This is a genomic window from Paenibacillus baimaensis (genome assembly GCF_025567575.1).
In genome coordinates this window covers 1-16,638 of sequence record NZ_JAOQIO010000039.1, presented here as the reverse complement: position 1 = coordinate 16,638, position 16,638 = coordinate 1, and the positions used below count along the sequence as shown (strand labels likewise).

Sequence of the window (16,638 nt, the reverse complement as noted above, 5' to 3'; positions counted from 1 at the left end):
ACTCTTAAGGGTCCGCATTCTGTAAATACAGACTTCTGCAAGTTTTTCTTCAGAGAAATTGCCTCTATTTGTGATACGGTTCATAGTCTAAACTTTATTTTCTTTTTACAATATAATAAAGCAAAACTCGCCGTAGTGTTGGTGAGTATTCTTTAATTTAGTTATCCGCGTTCCTAATTCAACTAAACTGCCGCTGCGTCTATTCGCAACGCTTCTTACATGTTCAACGACTTCTTTAACTGTTCGGTGTAAGCAAATCAATGTGTAGTAAATCAGTTTTTATATTAGTTTAATTGGGTATTCGGATTTTGTGGTGGAATTTCAACCTTTACCTTTAAAATGCAAAATCGGATTTTATGGTAGAATCTCCTGCTCTTCATATGTAAAATTGAAATATTGCAGCAGATCGAACGGGAAGACGGCGGGATGCCCCTACATGAGGTGGTTGTTAAGAGGCTCGAACCGTAAACGTCGTATCGTTTAGAGAAACAACAAGCAGGGCAAGTATTCCTGGATTGTTCGAAGAGATATGAAGTGTATTTATTCTGCTTATAATTGAGATAAGTTGATAAGTGCTTTATATAATGCAAATTAAAACAATTTTTATCATATGAATTCCTTACCAATTCCGCTTATATGTATTCATGAACATTTCTGTTTCTGCCCACCATTTAGAAGATTTGTTTCCACTCATCATCGTATCGATCCATGTTCATTGGCTAAATCAGTTTATCCGGATCTTGTCCTCTATCTTTAATCTGTTCATAGAATTAAAGCAGCCCGCCCTCGGATGAGGATCGACTGCTTTTTCGTTTCATGGTACCCGAATTTCCAGTTCGAAGTAATAGCTATGACAAAAGCTTGGCTTTTGCAGGGCTCTCCTTTCTGGGGCCCTTTTCGCATTTTATTGTTAAGGTAATTCTGTTTGTCCAGCAGGCAGCGATTACGGCAGTACGTACGGCTGTTCCGCCATTCAGGACAATCAATAATTAAAGCTTTCTCAATTCACGCAGAATATTCTCTGGATCCAACCGCTGCATAAAGTCCGGATTCACGTAGGCGGAACGGATAATGCCGGATTCGTCGATCATAAAGGTGGATGGAATCGGCAGGATCCAGCGGTTCGTCGCGTTGTATTCCGCCAGGTCCATGCCAATTTGTTTCATCATGTCCTGGATGTAATGCGGAACGTCGTAGAGGATGTTATAGAGAGCGGCCACGAGACCGTTTGTGTCGCTAAGTACTTGGAAGGTTAGCTCTTCTTTCTCCTGCTGGGAAAGCGTGTTGTCCGGGCTTTGCGGGCTGACCGCGATCAACTGGCCCCCAAGGGCTTCAATGTCCGGCAGTAGCTTCTGATAGGCCTTAAGCTGACTGTTGCAGAACGGGCACCACCCGCCCCGGTAAAAAGTCAGAACAACTGGCCCTTTGGACAGTTCATCATAAAGATTAAGCGATTCTCCCAAAGCATTCTTGAGTGTAAAATCCTTGGCCTTCTGCCCCTCATGTCGGCCGTAAGCAATACCGGATTCCTGCTGTTCCCGGATCTGACGGAACATCTCCGTTTGAATCTGAATAGGGGTATGCGCGATAAATTTCTGTTTGGCTTCCGCTAAAACTTGCGTTAATGACATGTTTTGCTCCTCCTTTATAATTGAACCGCTAAAATACATTTACTTCGATTTCCGGAAACAGCAGTCAACTGACCATCCCTATCCATCGTACGTTTGATCACGTGAAACACTTGCCGGAGCTTACGATCGAATGCTTTTTCTGCAAAATTCACGGAAACCGACATATTCGATTTTGCCATCCCGCTGTTCGCACCATTGCTTTCATTTCGCGATACTTAGCCAGAGATCCGCGGATTCCTCCGGCAGAATTCGGTTCCAGTCTGATTTCTCTGATGCAGCTGCAGCACCAAACGCTGGCGCAGTGTAGGGCTCGAAGGCACTTCGTGAGCGAAAGACGGTACGATTCAACCGTTTCTTCTGCTTCGTATGGGCAAGCAGGGAGCCGACATTCGCCAACCGTGCATGTGTGGTGAGAATGATCTCTTTGGATCGTACGAATTGGATTTTCATAACTACACCTCGATGGTGAATTTTAAAAAAGAGCGATTATTCTACTTTTTCACCATCGGAACGGTAATTCCCTTGATCTTTCTCACGTTTTCACATTCAATAGATCACGGATTCAGGTATACGCTAAGCTAATATTTCATAAACGCAATGATCAGAAATACGATGCCAATCACGAGTGAGAAGTAGCCGGCAATTTTTTTTACAGGACCGCCCCATTTTGCCAATTTGCGTAGAATGGAAATGGAAAAGACTGCAACAGCCACGAGTACCACGCCTTTCCCTAACGAATAGGTAATCATGAGCAACGCTCCGTGAATCGGACTTCCTTGAAGTGCAATATAGCTAATCAGCGCAAAAAAGATTGGGATTGCACAGGGCGAAATGACAAGTCCATAAGGAATCCCTAATTTGAAGGCGGCTACGGTGCTTTGTGGGATTTCTGGCCGGCTAAACGACTTTTGGAAAGTAGGCATTGCGATTGAAATGACACCAAGCAACTGCAACCCAGCCAATATGTCAAAGAAAGGCGGAATCCAGTTTTGTAAACGATATTTCTCAACAAAGGGCAGGAACTGATGGCCGAGCAGCGCGAATATCAAACCAGTCAACAGTGAAGTGACAAGCATACCCAAGATAAAGTTGATAGATATCAGAATGGCTTTTCTTTTATCGCCGGCTGCTCCTCTCTGGACATAACTCGCAAACATAGCAAGCACAGGCAAATAGCATGCCAATACCGCGCTCACGATTCCGCCGATGAACACAAGGATGTAGGTAGAGGCGGAAATTCCGCCTGTGATTGTGAAATGATATAAATCTTGCATTAGTTTCTCCTTTTATTTAGTGATTATCTTCATTATTGAGCAATTCATACACACGTTTACGAAGCTTAGGTAGTGAGGGTAAGGAGCCAAATTCTGCTTGCCCATTGATAAGAATCGCTCCGGCGCTGAAAATGTTCAGTTCCTGGAGACGTTCAAACTGATCAACCACACTTAACTCCTGAGTCTCGATTTGCGGAAATTCCACCGCTACTTGCTTAACTAACTTTAGCGCTTTTTGGCAAATTGAACACCCCGGTCCTGCTGTTACAACCTCAATTAACAAAAGAACTCCTCCTTCTTTTCATATTCTGTTAAATATCCTCCAATCAAAAGTAAGAATACTTTGATTATAAAGGTTGAACTGTTAAATCCTTGTTAAGTGAGGCCCGAAAGACTGCATTATTTTCCTCGTATCGCGGAAATTCGTGTGATATGCTATTGTCATGGAAGGAAGGAGTGGTGATATGCGTATCCTCATTGTTGAAGATGAAGAGGACCTTTCACGTGCATTAGCCAAGGGTCTAAAGCGGGAAGGTTATGCAGTGGACATCGCTGATGACGGGCTAGCCGGGTGGGAGTTGGCGGATACCAATGATTATGATGTGATTCTTCTCGACATCAATCTTCCGGAGCTGGATGGCATTTCACTTTGTCAGCGAATTCGCCAGTCATCACACCATAACGATGTTTTTATCCTCATGTTGACAGCGCGCAGCCATTCGGATGAGGTGGAAGAAGGGCTCGATTCAGGTGCAGATGACTACCTCCGTAAACCCTTTGTGTTCAATGAATTGCTTGCCCGCATCCGGGCGCTCCTTCGCCGGAGTTCGTCAGTGAAAAGTCCCGTCCTGCAGTTCGACCAGCTTACCCTTGATTCGAAAACGAAGGAAGTCTGGTTAGAGAATGTACTTATTTCATTGACGAGAAAAGAATTCGGTTTGCTCGAATATCTGATGCTCCATCCCGGCGAGGTCATTTCGTCTGAAAGGCTTCTTGAGCACGTTTGGGATATCCATGCGGATCCTCTTACCTCAACGGTCCGGGTTCACATCAATTCCTTGCGCAGAAAGCTCTCGCACCATGAGCCAGAGGCAGGAGAAAGGTATATTCAGACCGTTCAAGGTTATGGGTATAAATGGGCTCTGCGCACCGCTGGAAAGAAAGAGGAAACGACATGAGACCATGGAATCGTCTTTCACTGCGATCAAGATTGACGCTGTTTGCTATTCTTCATCTGGCGCTAATGATTATTCTTTATGCGACTATAGAGTCTTTTTTCTCAGTTTACAAGATTGTGTCAGAGCTACAGGGTAGAATCATAAGCTTGCTTGTAGCTTTAGCAGGCATGGTTCTCAGCGCGCAATGGCTCGCAGTGATTATCCTGAAGCCTGTGAAACGGATGAGTGAAACAGCTGCTGGAATAACGGCAACCACCCTGCACAAACGACTAGAGATTGACCAACTTCATGATGAATTGAAGAAGCTCGGGATCGTATTCAATACGATGCTGGATGGGCTGGAACACTCTTTTCAACAGCAGGCCCGTTTTGTTTCCGCGGCCGCGCATGAATTAAGAACACCGCTTTCCATCCTGCGCACGAATCTTGAAGTGCTCGGAGACAGCTATGGCATTGATCCAAGCGAATGGAGAGATTACAGGGCAACAACGGAGCGGACGCTTTCGCGACTAGAGTCATTAACGGAGGATTTGCTGCTACTAGCTGACGGGACGTACGATCGGATGCATAGTGAGCACAATGTTGTAGAGCTTGCCAACATTCTCGTAGACGCAACTTCATTTATGGAACCGGTGGCAGTCAAATATGGGGTGACGCTTCATCTGATAGAGCCCTGCACTGCTTTGGTCAAGGGGGAAGAAAGCTTCTTATTCATAGTCTTTCGAAACCTGCTGGACAACGCCATCCGGTATAATCGGCCAAATGGGAATGTTACGCTACAGGTTTTGCATGAAGATGGACGGGTTGTGGTACGGGTTTCGGACACGGGTAAGGGAATATCCCCTTCATCCAGGGAGCTGGTTTTTGAGCGGTTTTATCGAATCGACTCGTCACGGGCACGTAGGAATGGCGGGGCTGGTCTAGGTCTGTCGATTGTCCGCCATTTGCTTGCATTTTTCCAGGGGACCGTTGAACTGGAGACGAGTTCCGAATTAGGAAGTGTGTTTAAGGTCACGTTGATCCGGGGTTAAGAAGCTCGACTTCATGTTGGCGGCCAGGATGATCTTCCGGGAGCTAAGCGACCGAGTCGATTCGGCTTCCCTTTTCGTTTCGCCGCTCCAATCCTCTATAACGTTCATACTAACCTCCTCCTCCGGCCAAGGCCGTTCATAGTCGTAAGCCCAAAATATTCATTGGAAATTACAAATTCTCCTGTAGACCGCAAGAGTCTCTCCTATAAAGATTCATATTCAATTGTTCTTTGATTCTTCTGGCTATAAAAGCTACCAATAAAATAATATGAGAATGATAGCGACTCCCCCAATTATTAACTTTCCTTTTAGAGCTATACTTTTCATCTTCTTTATCCCAATTCTTTAATAACCATTCTAACTAAATTCTCTCCTTTAATATTTACAAAAGAAAAGCCCAGTTAAATCAAGGGATTGATCTAACTGGGCTGTAATTCATAGTCTCAAACATAAAACGTAATTTGTCTCATTTATAATCGTTACCCACAACTTTTGTGAGTTGTAATTCAGTTTGTCATTCAAAACACCCCTTATCGGGGTGTTTTGTACCGTCTATTTGGCACTCGCTGTAATGACAATTGTCATAAAGCGTGATTTTCTGTAATTATCGTTGTCATAAAACGCTGATTTCATAAATACCAGTAAAGCCACGCCTGTTGTTTAAGCAATTTTAAGGTTGTTTAGAGAGGACAAATAGGCTTGTTTATCCAACACTCTAGAGCGATACTCCATTCAACTTGCAACTGATCATCCTGAATCTGTTCTTAAGCCGAATGAGTGATACTGACTTGCATGTAATAACGAAAGAGAGAGCATGAGTGTACAACCATTTTAGGACCACGTAATTCATCAGCGCAGCAAAAAGTTGATTGAACACCGCGTTCTTAGTTGTACCAAACAAGACAGGCACATTCAGGTTTTGCTTAATCCATCTGAAGAACACTTCAATACCCCAGCGTGCTTTATAAGTTTCTGCAATTTGCTCGGCGGAAACCCTGTCACCGTGACCGTGCCATCCTGCAGGAAAGTCAGCTCCGTCAGGCGATCCAGCAGATCCCGCGCCTGGTAACGATCCGTCAGAAGGTGAATGACTTGATTCGCGCTCCCGCGCAGACCTTCCGCAGCCGACTTGTCCACGTCATAGCGTCCGTCTATCAGAACGTCGATATACTGCATTATGCTCCGCCCTTTCGGCAACTGAGCAATTTCCTCTTTGGTGTACCCGCTGAACACGATGATGGAATATCCTTGTTGCCGCAGCTCCCAGACAAGCGCCAGCAAGCCATCCGGCTGCTGAAAAGGCTCTCCGCCGCTGAGGGTTACACCTTCCACCTCATCAGGTATACTCTTGCAGATCTCACCGACGCTCATTTTTATGCCGCTTCCCGCTTCGTGAGAAGCCGGATTAAAGCACCCCTTGCAGCCGAGAGAGCAGCCCTGCATATGGATGACGGCACGCAGCCCCGGACCGTTCACCAAGGAGTATGGGGTGACACCCGTATGCAGCATGAGGTGTATCTCGCCGTCCTGAACCGGTTCATCACAATCGCGTTGTGCGTCCTTATTCATAAAACTTTTCATGTTTGCTCACATTACCCTGCTCCGCTGCATAAAACTCAGGTTTTCGCCTTTTTTTCGTTATTTGTCCCAATGCCGCCTCGAAAGGCCGGGTCGCCGCGTCGCATTCACTGCCCTTATAGTTCTGGGCTTCTATCGAAACGGAGCCGTCGGTCCCGACGGTAATAACAATCTGCTTCATTTCAGCCCTCCTCCTCCGCCTGATGCCGCCTGAGTCAAAACCACCTTCACGGAGCCGTCCGGCATGGATTGGCGGGAAACTGTGTAGCCCAACTTGCGAGCCTCCATCGTGGCAAGAACGACACCATAAGTTTGCAGCAGACGGCCTCCGCTATCACCGATTTCTTTGGCCACATGTCCCTGGTACCAGTCGGTGACAAGCGCATATTGACCGTCCTGCTGCTTATTCAAAACAACGTCATACGGCCCTTTGCATTTGATTACATAATCCCCGTACACGGTGTGTCCCTGATAGCCCCGCGCCTGCCCTTCCTGCACAAGTTCAAGCCCGAGTTCCCTGCACGCGATGTGCAACGCCTCGATATTTTTGATCGTCGTCTGCAAAGTTGTAAAATGTGACATCCGTTTCTCCTGCCTCCTGCTTAAATAAACAAGCGTCTTTTATTGTCGTCGCTGGTCGTCTCCACCATGCTGGAGGAGGCCGGACGCGCGTTCGCCGCTCCCCATTCCCGGATCCGCTCGATATGCGCCTTCATAATCTGCGAAAGCGGCTTGGTCGCCCGAAATGCTTCCAAAATGTCGCCTGTCTGCAAATCACGATTATGACTGAAAGCCCGATAAAGCCCGGAAACAATCGACTGCTCGATCTCGGCTCCGCCAAAACCATCGCATTCCCGGGCAAGATGGCCCAGATCAAACGCGTTCGGATTGCGCCTGCGCTTCTCCAGATGAATGCGAATAATATCATTTCGCTCTGCTTCGCTAGGCAGATCCACATAAAACAGTTCGTCGAATCGCCCTTTCCGCAGCATTTCCGGGGGCAGGGCGTTCACATTATTTGCGGTAGCAAACACAAAAACGGGCAGCGTCTTCTCCTGCATCCATGTGAGGAACGTTCCAAGAACACGCGCCGTTACGCCGGAATCGGACGAACCCGACGCCTGCAGCCCAGCCATCCCCTTTTCCAGTTCATCGATCCACAAAATGCAAGGCGATATCGACTCTGCCAAATGCAGCGCACGTCTCATCTGCTCTTCAGACTGCCCGACAAGACTGCCAAACACCTTCCCGATATCGAAGCGCAGTAGCGGCAAGTTCCAAGCGCTCGAGATCGCTTTGGCCGAAAGGGATTTGCCACTGCCGGGCACCCCGACGACCAGCACTCCTTTAGGGTTCGGCAGACCGAAGGCTTGCGCTTCCTCGGAAAAAGCTCGCTTTCGCTCGGACAGCCATGATTTCAGCAAATCCAACCCACCGATTTCTTCCGTCGTAAGATCAGCCGGGATGAACTCGAGCAGGCCCGATTTGCGAAGGATATTAGATTTTTCAAGCTGGACGTTGCGGATGGACTCGATCGAAAAGCTTTTGTGGCGTACAAGCGACAGGGCGAACACATTCTCCGCCTCCGCGCAAGTGAGCCCCAGCGCATTTTCCAGCAATGCTTTGCGATCATCCACCTGGATGGAGTGAGGAACCGATTCTAAAACACTGTCCAGCACAGCGGAAAGCTCTTCTATTTTGGGTAGGGGAATATCGATCAGTGTAATTTCTTTTTCAATTTCGGGGGGAAGGTCGACGCGGCAGGACAGAAACACGAGGTGACGGCCGCGGCTTTTGGCAATCGGGATAAGATCTTTAATCTTTTGCAGCACTTCAGGGCTTCCCAGGTAAAAATGGAAGCTGAGAAACACATAGAGACTCGAATCCTCGCCGTCCCGCACCGAATTCAGAGCTTCCACGGGGTCGGTCACTTCCAACCGTTTCCCCGTATCTTTACTTACCCAACCTTCCGTAATGGACCACACTTTCAGCTTCAAGGACTGATCGCAGGCCACTTTGGCCAATTGCATTAACGCACGCTCTTCCTCCCATGTACGAATCCATAGTGTCGGGTAACCGGCTTGCAGGTAACTAGTGATGTCGAACATTGTTGTCATTCCTTCTTCTTGTCGAATTATGTATTTCAAATTATTTGGGGTGAAGCTATAATAATTATACATTCGGCTGGGCGTTCCAGCCATACCTTATTTACGCAAGTTCATGCTTGAGGAGGACTATTATCATGGTGATACTCTCGATTGAAGATTTTAACCGTCTAGTGGCCGGGGACCTGCTAAGAATTACCCGGACCGAAACGTTTCAAAAGATTTTTGTGCGTCAAAACAGTAAGTTAACCCGAAGCGATTTTCAGCAGCTCAGCGAGGAATTTACCGGTCAGCTCAATTGCAGCGCGGCTCAGGGCGAAGCTTTTCTCGTGCTCATGCTTCATTATCTGGGCATCAAGTACGAGTCTTCTCAGGCAGCCGTGCAGCCCTTGTCTTCCGCAGTTGCAGTTCCCCAAGGCATAATAACGAAGCGGGAATTTTCGAAGGACGAAAAACGGTCAGTTTTTGAGGCGGTAAAGCAGGGAAAAGTCGAAATCGTCGCCACCTTCGTGCAGCAGGGCTATGACTTGGAAACGAAGCTCCGCAACCAAAAAACCGCCCTCTTGGTGGCCGCCTCCGAAAACAAACCAGCTCTTGTCGAATATTTAATAGGCGTGGGCGCCGATATCAACGCGGAAGACTCGGAAAACCAAACGGCCTTAAGTTACGCGATTATCAACCGCAATGAGAAGCTCATCGAACTTATCCTGCCGAATTCCAGCGTTCGCTCTTTAGACATCGCGTTGTACGCCTGCAACCGGAACGATGCCGATCCGGCTTTAGTGCACAAAATCGTGGAAGCGGGAGCGGATCCTTACTCGCATAAGGTATGGATTCCGTCTCCAATCGTACAGGCCGTTAAAACGGGCAAAGTTGCGATTCTGGATACATATATCTCCAGTTTAAATTCGAGCGGACGTTCCCCGGAGCTCGGCGGTCTCATGGAAGAACTCCTCAAATGGTACCCGAAAAATGCAGTCTATCATCTGCTGATCAGACATGGAGTAGAGAAAACGTATCAGGACGGCACGGGACGGAACATGATCAGCCTTACTATAACGTACAACGATATTATGCTGGAGGACATCACTTCCTTGGAAACGTATGCGGAGCAGGAGCGCCTGGCGATGATCACTCTTCTGTCGCAAGAAGGCATTGATATAAATCAGGGCGATTACATGGGAAGAACACCTCTGCATTACGCCGTGGGCGAAAACAACCCGACAATCGCCTCACTCTTACTGAGATTGGGCGCGAATCCCGATCAGCAGGACGTTTATCAAAAATCGCCGTTGCAGTATGCCACCGAAAAACGCTACAAAGAGCTGATGACGATTTTATCGGCCAAGCACACGGGCGGGACTGCTGCACAGGAGTCCGAGCAAGGCACTGGTAATACAGCCCCAGCGAGCGTCGGCCGAAGGATTTCCTTTGAATAGAATTTATTATCTGCCTGAAGCTGGCGCCTATTATCTAGATGTGGTTTGAATAGGGAATAAGGGCTCGCGAAGTCGTTATTTTCGAGTATGTGCTTCAGTTGGTGGGGGGTCCGTAAGCGTCGCGGCCTTAATGGCGAGATTGATCGGGGCTCGCCCCCCTTTTCTTATCTGATGGCAATGGTAAAGCCTATAGTTCAAACTATCTTTCCAATCTGTATAAATCAGAAATCAACAAATCGGAGATTTCCGCCTTGCCGATGCAGATCCTGGCAAGATGGAGATCCGATGGAAATCGTCCGTCATTCACTTTGGACAAGAACATGATGTGAGTTGTAAGTCACTTTGTCCCTTCATTCCCCCCCATATCGATGTGTTTCGTCTTAATCCTGTAATCCACATTTTCCTTTATCACTTTAGGTAGGAACTAACCTCCAGGACTCTCCCTTAATCAATTCTCCATACGTAACATTTGTTACCTCCGTAGCAATTAACTCCTGTATATTTTGTTTTATGCGTTTTCACAATTACCTATGAAAAAAAATTCTAAATCCAGAAAAGATATTGCAAATTCTTATTATTGCCAATGGAGTCACAGAATTGGGTAGATTAGTAGAGTAGAACATGGTATAGTTGGATCGTATTTCCACAAATAGGGAGGGATTATCATGAGAGAAAAAATCTATGGTTTGGATTTTGAAATCAATTCTTCTACGATTGTAAACAATGAAAAAGTCATTAATTTAATACCAAATCCTGATAGCACTACAATTTACGAAAAATCGCTTGAAGTGCTTGATGAAGATAGTTTAAAACTCTTGTGGAGTAAGAATTTCTTTGGAATTAATCACAACACTCAAATGTTCCAGGTTATGTATGATACCTTTGTAGACAAGTTAATTGATGTGAAAAATATCGATGATACACTGACAGTCCATGCTTTATTTTGTGATTTAATTATTCGATTCGGTGCAATAATTGAAGATTTTGCGGGATTCTGCTCCTCATGCTATAGGCATGTTCTCGAATCCACTTCATTAGCCGAACACTTTGTAGCTTTTGGTTATCCAAAGGAGTTTTACATAAAAATGCTTTCTGACCAAAGTGAAGCCTATTTGCAGCCAGGATTTGAAGCAACGCAAACCAAAGATGAGGTCGATATGAGGATTCGCCAAATATTTAGAATTCCTCAAACCAAAGAAGAATTGGATACTATATTTATAGATTTGACCGATACAGAAAAAGAATTGATTTGGAAAGGAATATCTTCGACAACATCGATTTTATCAGATCGGATGGAATGGATCGCAGAAAATATTGTAAGTAAACATCCATCCAATTTTACCTTATTCGATACATATAACAAGTTGAAACATGGATTTGCACCGTTTTACTCTTATCTATACCCTTCTCCATTGGATTTAGCCACAACTGATATTCAATCAAGTGATGAAGCTATTGTTGAATCATTCATTAAAGATTCAATGCTTATTATGCATAATAAATTACCAGTACAAATGACGGAAGTTGAAAAATTGCGGTCAAAAAATCAAAAATTAGGTACAATTACCACGACAAGGATAGAAGTTACGAAGGAAAAGGCTGACCAAATATTGAATACGGTAAAGGCGATTGATTATCTATACAAAAACTTAGTAAAACGATATCTTGCCTATTCACAGGGAATAAATCGAATTCAATTCTTAGGTAGCTCTGAGTATCTGACTACGGAAGAAAGTGATGCCATAATTTCAATACTTGATGATGATAGCCGCTATGCATAGAAAGTAAAATTCTCTTTTTTTTAAAAATTCAATATTTTTAGATTATTTAAAACAGAAAAGAACCCGAAAGATTTTTCGGGGAGAGCGTAAATTATTTTGTGTAAATGGTATTTACCGACAAACTGTTCATCCAGAGGCTTTACATGGAGGGGTGGGCATGATAGGCTAAACGGCCTTAGCGATACGAGTTTACGAGCTATCGCCCAATCGCAAGGAATCATGCCCATAGAGGCTCCATGTCAAGCCGGCTCTCAAGTCAATCCTCATGCAGATAGTTCCGCTTGCAACCGGTCTCCAAATTGGATGGCAAGCTGTGATATACATTCTTTCCAACTACGTAACGGCATAGTCCATTTTCTGGATGCATCCATGGTGGCAAGATAGATAATCTTCCGCAAGGCATCATCCGATGGGTAAGCCGTTTTTGTTTTGGTCACTTTTCGAAGCTGGCGGTGGTAGCCTTCGATAATATTGGTGGTATACATCATTTTACGAATCTCAGCTGGATAACCAAAGTAGACGGTAAGCTCGATCCAGTTTGTTTCTCAGGAGCGAATGATGATGGGGTGTTTCTTGCCCCACTTCTCTTTAAAGGAAGCAAAGGCAGCCTCCGCCTCTTCTAATGTCAGGGCCTGGTACACTTTTTTTAAATCAGCTAAGACCGCTTTTTCTTCCTTGTACGTCACATATTTCATCGAGTTACGAATCTGATGAATGACACACAACTGGATCTGCGTCCGTGGAAACGCAGCGTTAATGGCAGAAAAGCCGGAAAGCCCATCCTTGCAAGCGATAAGGATGTCTTCTACACCGCGGCTTTTGAGGTCTGTGCACATACCTAACCAGAAGCTGGCACTTTCATGTTCGCCAATCCAGATGCCAAGGATTTCTTTCTGTCCACACATGCTGATGCCCAAAACGCTGTAGGCAGCCTTGTTAATAATACGATTTTCTTGGCGAACCTTAAAGTGGATCGCATCCAAGAATACGATCGGATAGACCCGGTCTAACGCTCTGCACTGCCATTCTGTAACCAAAGGCATGATCTTATCCGTCACCTTGCTAACCATCGTAGGCGATACGTCAATGCCGTTCAGATCCCGCATATGATCTTCAATGTCTCGAGTAGACATGCCTTTCGCGTAGAGACCAATAATCTGCTCCTCTAAGCCATTAAGGCTCGTTTCGTGCTTCTTGATAACTTGAGGCTCAAACTCACTGTTTCGATCACGAGGTATTTGCAGTTCGGTGTTGCCAAACTTGGTTTTAATGTCTTCTTACTGTAACCGTTCCGACTATTGCCTGTATGGTCGCCTTCAGAACTGTGTTTGCTGTAGCCTAAATGGTCATCTATTTCCGCTTCAAACAACTGTTGTAAGGTGTCGCGGAACATACTCTTTAGCATCTCATGAACATCTTCGACCGTTCGGCAATCCTTAGCTAATTCCTTCAATGTCTTGTCTTTTACATCTTGCATAAATGATCATCTCCCTTAATGGAAAGTTTAACCATTTACACAAAACTTAGTACGTTCTCTTTTCGGGTTCTCTGGGTTATCTTTTTATAAATTGAAACACGCTAAAGAGATTAAAGATTTATATGCTTCTCCCACAGATCCTCTAATATTTGAATCATTATATAGTAAACCCCTTCGAAGTAGCCTGAATTAGCATTAAGTTCTTTGTTCCGATGTAATATAACGTTTTTCATTCACGAACCCGATAATCTTAAAGTAACTGCTACCAGCAGCGATACGGTTAGTTAGGTTCGCAGGGTTGTCTGCCTAACTCCACTTCTCCAGAAATGCTTCGGACAGATCAAAGGAAACTCCAGATCCAGCGTTAATACGGCGTTAGTTAATGTTGCTGTCCTCTTCGAGTTCACTAACAGAATCTTTCTTTCTCCTATCCAGTAAATCTACATACATGTTATTTAAGCTCTCCTTCATTGACTCAATATTCCACTTAAAATTAAAAAACATATTGTAGTATTCTTCCTGAGACTTCCACCAAGTTAGATCAGACTTCCATTGTGTATTAGTTATTATTTTTTGAAGTTGTTCTGACGACTCATTAAAGAATCGGATTGCAATATAATTATCCGATTTATGAAAAAATGATCCCCAGTCGTGTAATAAATCATGCTTTGGAGTACCGTCATCATTAGTTAATATATAATCACTTGGATGATAATCCTTACCTGTAAATAGCTTTAACAATGTTGGGATAATAAAATGAGTCGATTTATTCCTTAGTCTGCTGGCTACTTGTACCCACCAATCCCTATCTTTAGGATCTGGAATAATCAAGTTAATGTTAGGTGCTTTCAATAGCGCTGAGATTGATTGATATTTATTTAACTGAGTATCAGATAGTTTTCTTTGTAATCCATTGTTAATTGGATCTAACACAGCTAATCTAAGTGTGTGCTCCAACAAAGTGCTACAACAAATAATCGAAGCATAAAAATTCCCGAAAATGAGCGACGATGCAGAATTCAAATATAACATATTTATTGAGGGCTCAATCCATGGTAGTGGCTTAGGCAGTTCTATAAAAACACTCTTTGCAATATCCGCAGTAATATTAAAATAATCTTAATTGGTTCTTACCTTTATTCCCACAGTTAATACCCCCTAAGTTATTGTTACACAGGTGCAATTTTAGTTAATTTTGTATCTACGAATCCTACCACGCCTTACGGACCGTCCGCGATGCGGTTAGGTGGTGCAACACTTCCTTGAGATCCACTTGAAGACCAAGGGACGAACGTAGTAGATACAGTGTTAGGTAGTTGGTGTACCAGGCATCATTGAAAACTCACAAATCGATCTTGAGCTTTATCGTATCTATGCATTGTATGCCGTTTTCGAATCAATATATCGTTTTTCACATTTAATTTTATCGATAATAATCAATAAATTTAAAACCATTTAAGCTTATCGTTTTACCATTTAAATCAACATTAAGATCAGCTCCAATAAAAATGTTAATTGACCCGCTATCGTAATAGTCATGATCATGATACGATTGAATTGCGATTAATGAATTGAAAATTACATAATAGCGTTGGAACCTCTCCTTTGCGTATTCGATTGTTTTGTTTGTAACTACATCCGAAATGAGAGTTAACCCCTGCAGCAACTTTTCACCCTCTCCCCCTACATTTACTGTCTTGTTAAGTTTTTTATAAGAATCCACAAATAATCCACTTCCAAAAAATTTTCATAATGAATGTTCAAAACTAAAATCAAGTGTTTGGTTTATTTATATAGTGACTGATCATATTGATATTAGTGGAATCAGGCTCAGAGGCTCACTGGTATGGTTTAGAGTTAAGAGCCAAAACGCGAATAAAGTTCCAATCCCGCCTCAGCGAGCTAACCACTATAATTCACTATTCTACCAACTTATATCATCCCAGTACCTTTGGTGAAATCGTGGAATAACTTGGAAATTCAAAATCAAACTTTTGATCCATAAGGCTTGTTGAACTGAAAGTCCATGATTTTTGACACCAGTTTATGTTTTATTCTATCTACATCTGAAGGATTTCCACTAACATATCTATTTAATTTATCACCTAAAGTTTTGAAGTGTACAAATTTTACTGTTATCAGCTGTGATTCTCTTTTTCTCAAACTCAATATCCGTCGAAAGAAACCCTCATTATTACGATGCATCTGTTGAGACAAGATTCGATATGCTCAAATTTGATAAATATCCACTTGAACAATCCCAATTACATTATCGGATTTATCAGAAAACGATCCACCCATATAACAAAAATAGAGCTATTTTGAGTGGCTATCTCATAATTTATCATCTATTAATTCTAATGTATCTCTTACTAGATCAGCTAATTCTCTAATACTCATTACTTCTGGATCACAACCTAAAGCCCTATAATTAGGTTCCGGTTCACCATGATGTGGTTTACAGGATACGCCATTAATTAATCTCAATTTAGAAATGATAGAAGAAGGAATAGTATCATTTCTAAAAACAACATTTTGATTTTCCAACTCATCTATTAATCTTCCAAATGTCCTGCTGTTTTCAGGAATCGCAATAGTTTGTCTATAAAATTTAAAACATATATGCGCCTCCAAGATATTTCTCATAAGTCCAAGTATTCTATCTTTTTGATTAATGTCTGCGTTTTGAAGGAATTTTTCAAGTTCTTTTATATGCCTAAAATAGTCAATCTCAACTAATGCATCTAAGTCTATGGGCTCTAATTTCGAGGAATCTGTTAAAAAATTTTCCGATATACGTAAAGTCCTTTTATCACCTCTATCAATGCCTTTAGATAGATCTGAAAGAAAATATTCATTATGACTCAGTACAATCACTTGTTTTATTTGCGAATATAGATCCTTAATAAGTTTAACAGTAGTTAATCTGCGATTCCGATCTAGACTAGAGAGAGGATCATCAAAGATCAATATTTTTTGAGATAACTGGGGATCGATATCCACCTTTGATAGAAAAAAAGCTAAGGCTATCGTGCTTTTATCCCCTTCACTGAAACATTCCTTCGCACTGTTGGGTTGATTAGTGGATCGGCTACAGTAAATTGGACAGAAAAAATAGGGGCTAGTAGAATGAAGACATCAGAC

General features: G+C 43.5%; 17 protein-coding genes and 1 pseudogene. 4 read left to right on the top strand and 14 right to left on the bottom strand.

The window, feature by feature from the left end:
* Nucleotides 1–989: 989 nt before the first annotated feature.
* From OB236_RS13945 to OB236_RS13925, 5 genes are all read right to left on the bottom strand, one after another.
* Nucleotides 990–1,631 (bottom strand): peroxiredoxin-like family protein, encoded by a 642-nt coding sequence (locus OB236_RS13945; protein WP_262684541.1) that lies wholly within the window; start codon nt 1,629–1,631, stop codon nt 990–992.
* 14 nt (nt 1,632–1,645) lie between these two features.
* Nucleotides 1,646–1,810, bottom strand: a complete 165-nt coding sequence (locus OB236_RS13940) for a hypothetical protein (protein ID WP_262684540.1) — start codon at nt 1,808–1,810, stop codon at nt 1,646–1,648.
* A gap of 22 nt (nt 1,811–1,832) precedes the next feature.
* Nucleotides 1,833–2,081 carry a hypothetical protein gene (locus tag OB236_RS13935; protein ID WP_262684539.1) on the bottom strand — a complete coding sequence of 83 codons (249 nt, stop codon included), beginning with the start codon at nt 2,079–2,081 and terminating at the stop codon, nt 1,833–1,835.
* A 128-nt stretch (nt 2,082–2,209) separates the two neighbouring features.
* Nucleotides 2,210–2,905 (bottom strand): cytochrome c biogenesis CcdA family protein, encoded by a 696-nt coding sequence (locus tag OB236_RS13930; protein ID WP_262684538.1) that lies wholly within the window; start codon nt 2,903–2,905, stop codon nt 2,210–2,212.
* Between the two features lie 16 nt (nt 2,906–2,921).
* Nucleotides 2,922–3,188, bottom strand: a complete 267-nt coding sequence (locus tag OB236_RS13925; protein WP_262684537.1) for a thioredoxin family protein — start codon at nt 3,186–3,188, stop codon at nt 2,922–2,924.
* Between the two features lie 181 nt (nt 3,189–3,369).
* Here OB236_RS13925 and OB236_RS13920 point away from each other — a divergent pair, with 181 nt between their 5' ends.
* Nucleotides 3,370–4,083: a response regulator transcription factor gene (locus OB236_RS13920; RefSeq protein ID WP_262684535.1), complete on the top strand. Its 714-nt coding sequence runs from the start codon at nt 3,370–3,372 to the stop codon at nt 4,081–4,083.
* The gene (locus OB236_RS13915) at nt 4,080–5,114 is read left to right on the top strand and encodes a sensor histidine kinase (RefSeq protein WP_262684534.1); all 1,035 of its coding nucleotides are present in this window, start codon (nt 4,080–4,082) and stop codon (nt 5,112–5,114) included. The genes OB236_RS13920 and OB236_RS13915 overlap by 4 nt, the downstream gene beginning before the upstream one ends.
* Before the next feature lie 715 nt (nt 5,115–5,829).
* Here OB236_RS13915 and OB236_RS40070 read toward each other — a convergent pair.
* Genes OB236_RS40070 through OB236_RS13890 form a run of 5 tightly spaced genes read right to left on the bottom strand, consistent with a single transcriptional unit; the run spans nt 5,830 to nt 8,800 of the window.
* Nucleotides 5,830–6,057, bottom strand: a complete 228-nt coding sequence (locus OB236_RS40070) for a hypothetical protein (RefSeq protein ID WP_408638469.1) — start codon at nt 6,055–6,057, stop codon at nt 5,830–5,832.
* A complete protein-coding gene (locus OB236_RS13905; protein WP_408638468.1) occupies nt 6,027–6,695 on the bottom strand; it encodes a 4Fe-4S single cluster domain-containing protein in 669 nt (222 codons plus the stop codon). Before OB236_RS13905 ends, OB236_RS40070 begins: the two co-directional genes overlap by 31 nt.
* Complete coding sequence (locus OB236_RS13900; protein WP_262684533.1) at nt 6,676–6,873, bottom strand: DUF2997 domain-containing protein; 198 nt, start codon at nt 6,871–6,873, stop codon at nt 6,676–6,678. The genes OB236_RS13905 and OB236_RS13900 overlap by 20 nt, the downstream gene beginning before the upstream one ends.
* Nucleotides 6,870–7,274 (bottom strand): DUF1257 domain-containing protein, encoded by a 405-nt coding sequence (locus tag OB236_RS13895; RefSeq protein WP_262684532.1) that lies wholly within the window; start codon nt 7,272–7,274, stop codon nt 6,870–6,872. The genes OB236_RS13900 and OB236_RS13895 overlap by 4 nt, the downstream gene beginning before the upstream one ends.
* Nucleotides 7,275–7,294: 20 nt before the next feature.
* Complete coding sequence (locus OB236_RS13890; protein ID WP_262684531.1) at nt 7,295–8,800, bottom strand: AAA family ATPase; 1,506 nt, start codon at nt 8,798–8,800, stop codon at nt 7,295–7,297.
* 134 nt (nt 8,801–8,934) lie between these two features.
* Here OB236_RS13890 and OB236_RS13885 point away from each other — a divergent pair, with 134 nt between their 5' ends.
* The gene (locus OB236_RS13885) at nt 8,935–10,236 is read left to right on the top strand and encodes an ankyrin repeat domain-containing protein (RefSeq protein ID WP_262684530.1); all 1,302 of its coding nucleotides are present in this window, start codon (nt 8,935–8,937) and stop codon (nt 10,234–10,236) included.
* A gap of 665 nt (nt 10,237–10,901) precedes the next feature.
* Nucleotides 10,902–12,017: a hypothetical protein gene (locus OB236_RS13880; RefSeq protein WP_262684529.1), complete on the top strand. Its 1,116-nt coding sequence runs from the start codon at nt 10,902–10,904 to the stop codon at nt 12,015–12,017.
* 263 nt (nt 12,018–12,280) lie between these two features.
* Here the strand turns inward: OB236_RS13880 and OB236_RS13875 are convergent.
* From OB236_RS13875 to OB236_RS13860, 4 genes and pseudogenes are all read right to left on the bottom strand, one after another.
* Nucleotides 12,281–13,494: pseudogene (locus OB236_RS13875) on the bottom strand (IS256 family transposase).
* Nucleotides 13,495–13,869: 375 nt separating this feature from the next.
* Nucleotides 13,870–14,451 carry a hypothetical protein gene (locus OB236_RS13870; RefSeq protein ID WP_262684528.1) on the bottom strand — a complete coding sequence of 194 codons (582 nt, stop codon included), beginning with the start codon at nt 14,449–14,451 and terminating at the stop codon, nt 13,870–13,872.
* Nucleotides 14,452–14,917: 466 nt separating this feature from the next.
* Nucleotides 14,918–15,217, bottom strand: coding sequence for a hypothetical protein (locus OB236_RS13865; protein ID WP_262684527.1), 300 nt, complete (start codon nt 15,215–15,217; stop codon nt 14,918–14,920).
* Between the two features lie 611 nt (nt 15,218–15,828).
* Nucleotides 15,829–16,596, bottom strand: a complete 768-nt coding sequence (locus tag OB236_RS13860; RefSeq protein ID WP_262684557.1) for an AAA family ATPase — start codon at nt 16,594–16,596, stop codon at nt 15,829–15,831.
* Between the last annotated feature and the right edge of the window lie 42 nt (nt 16,597–16,638).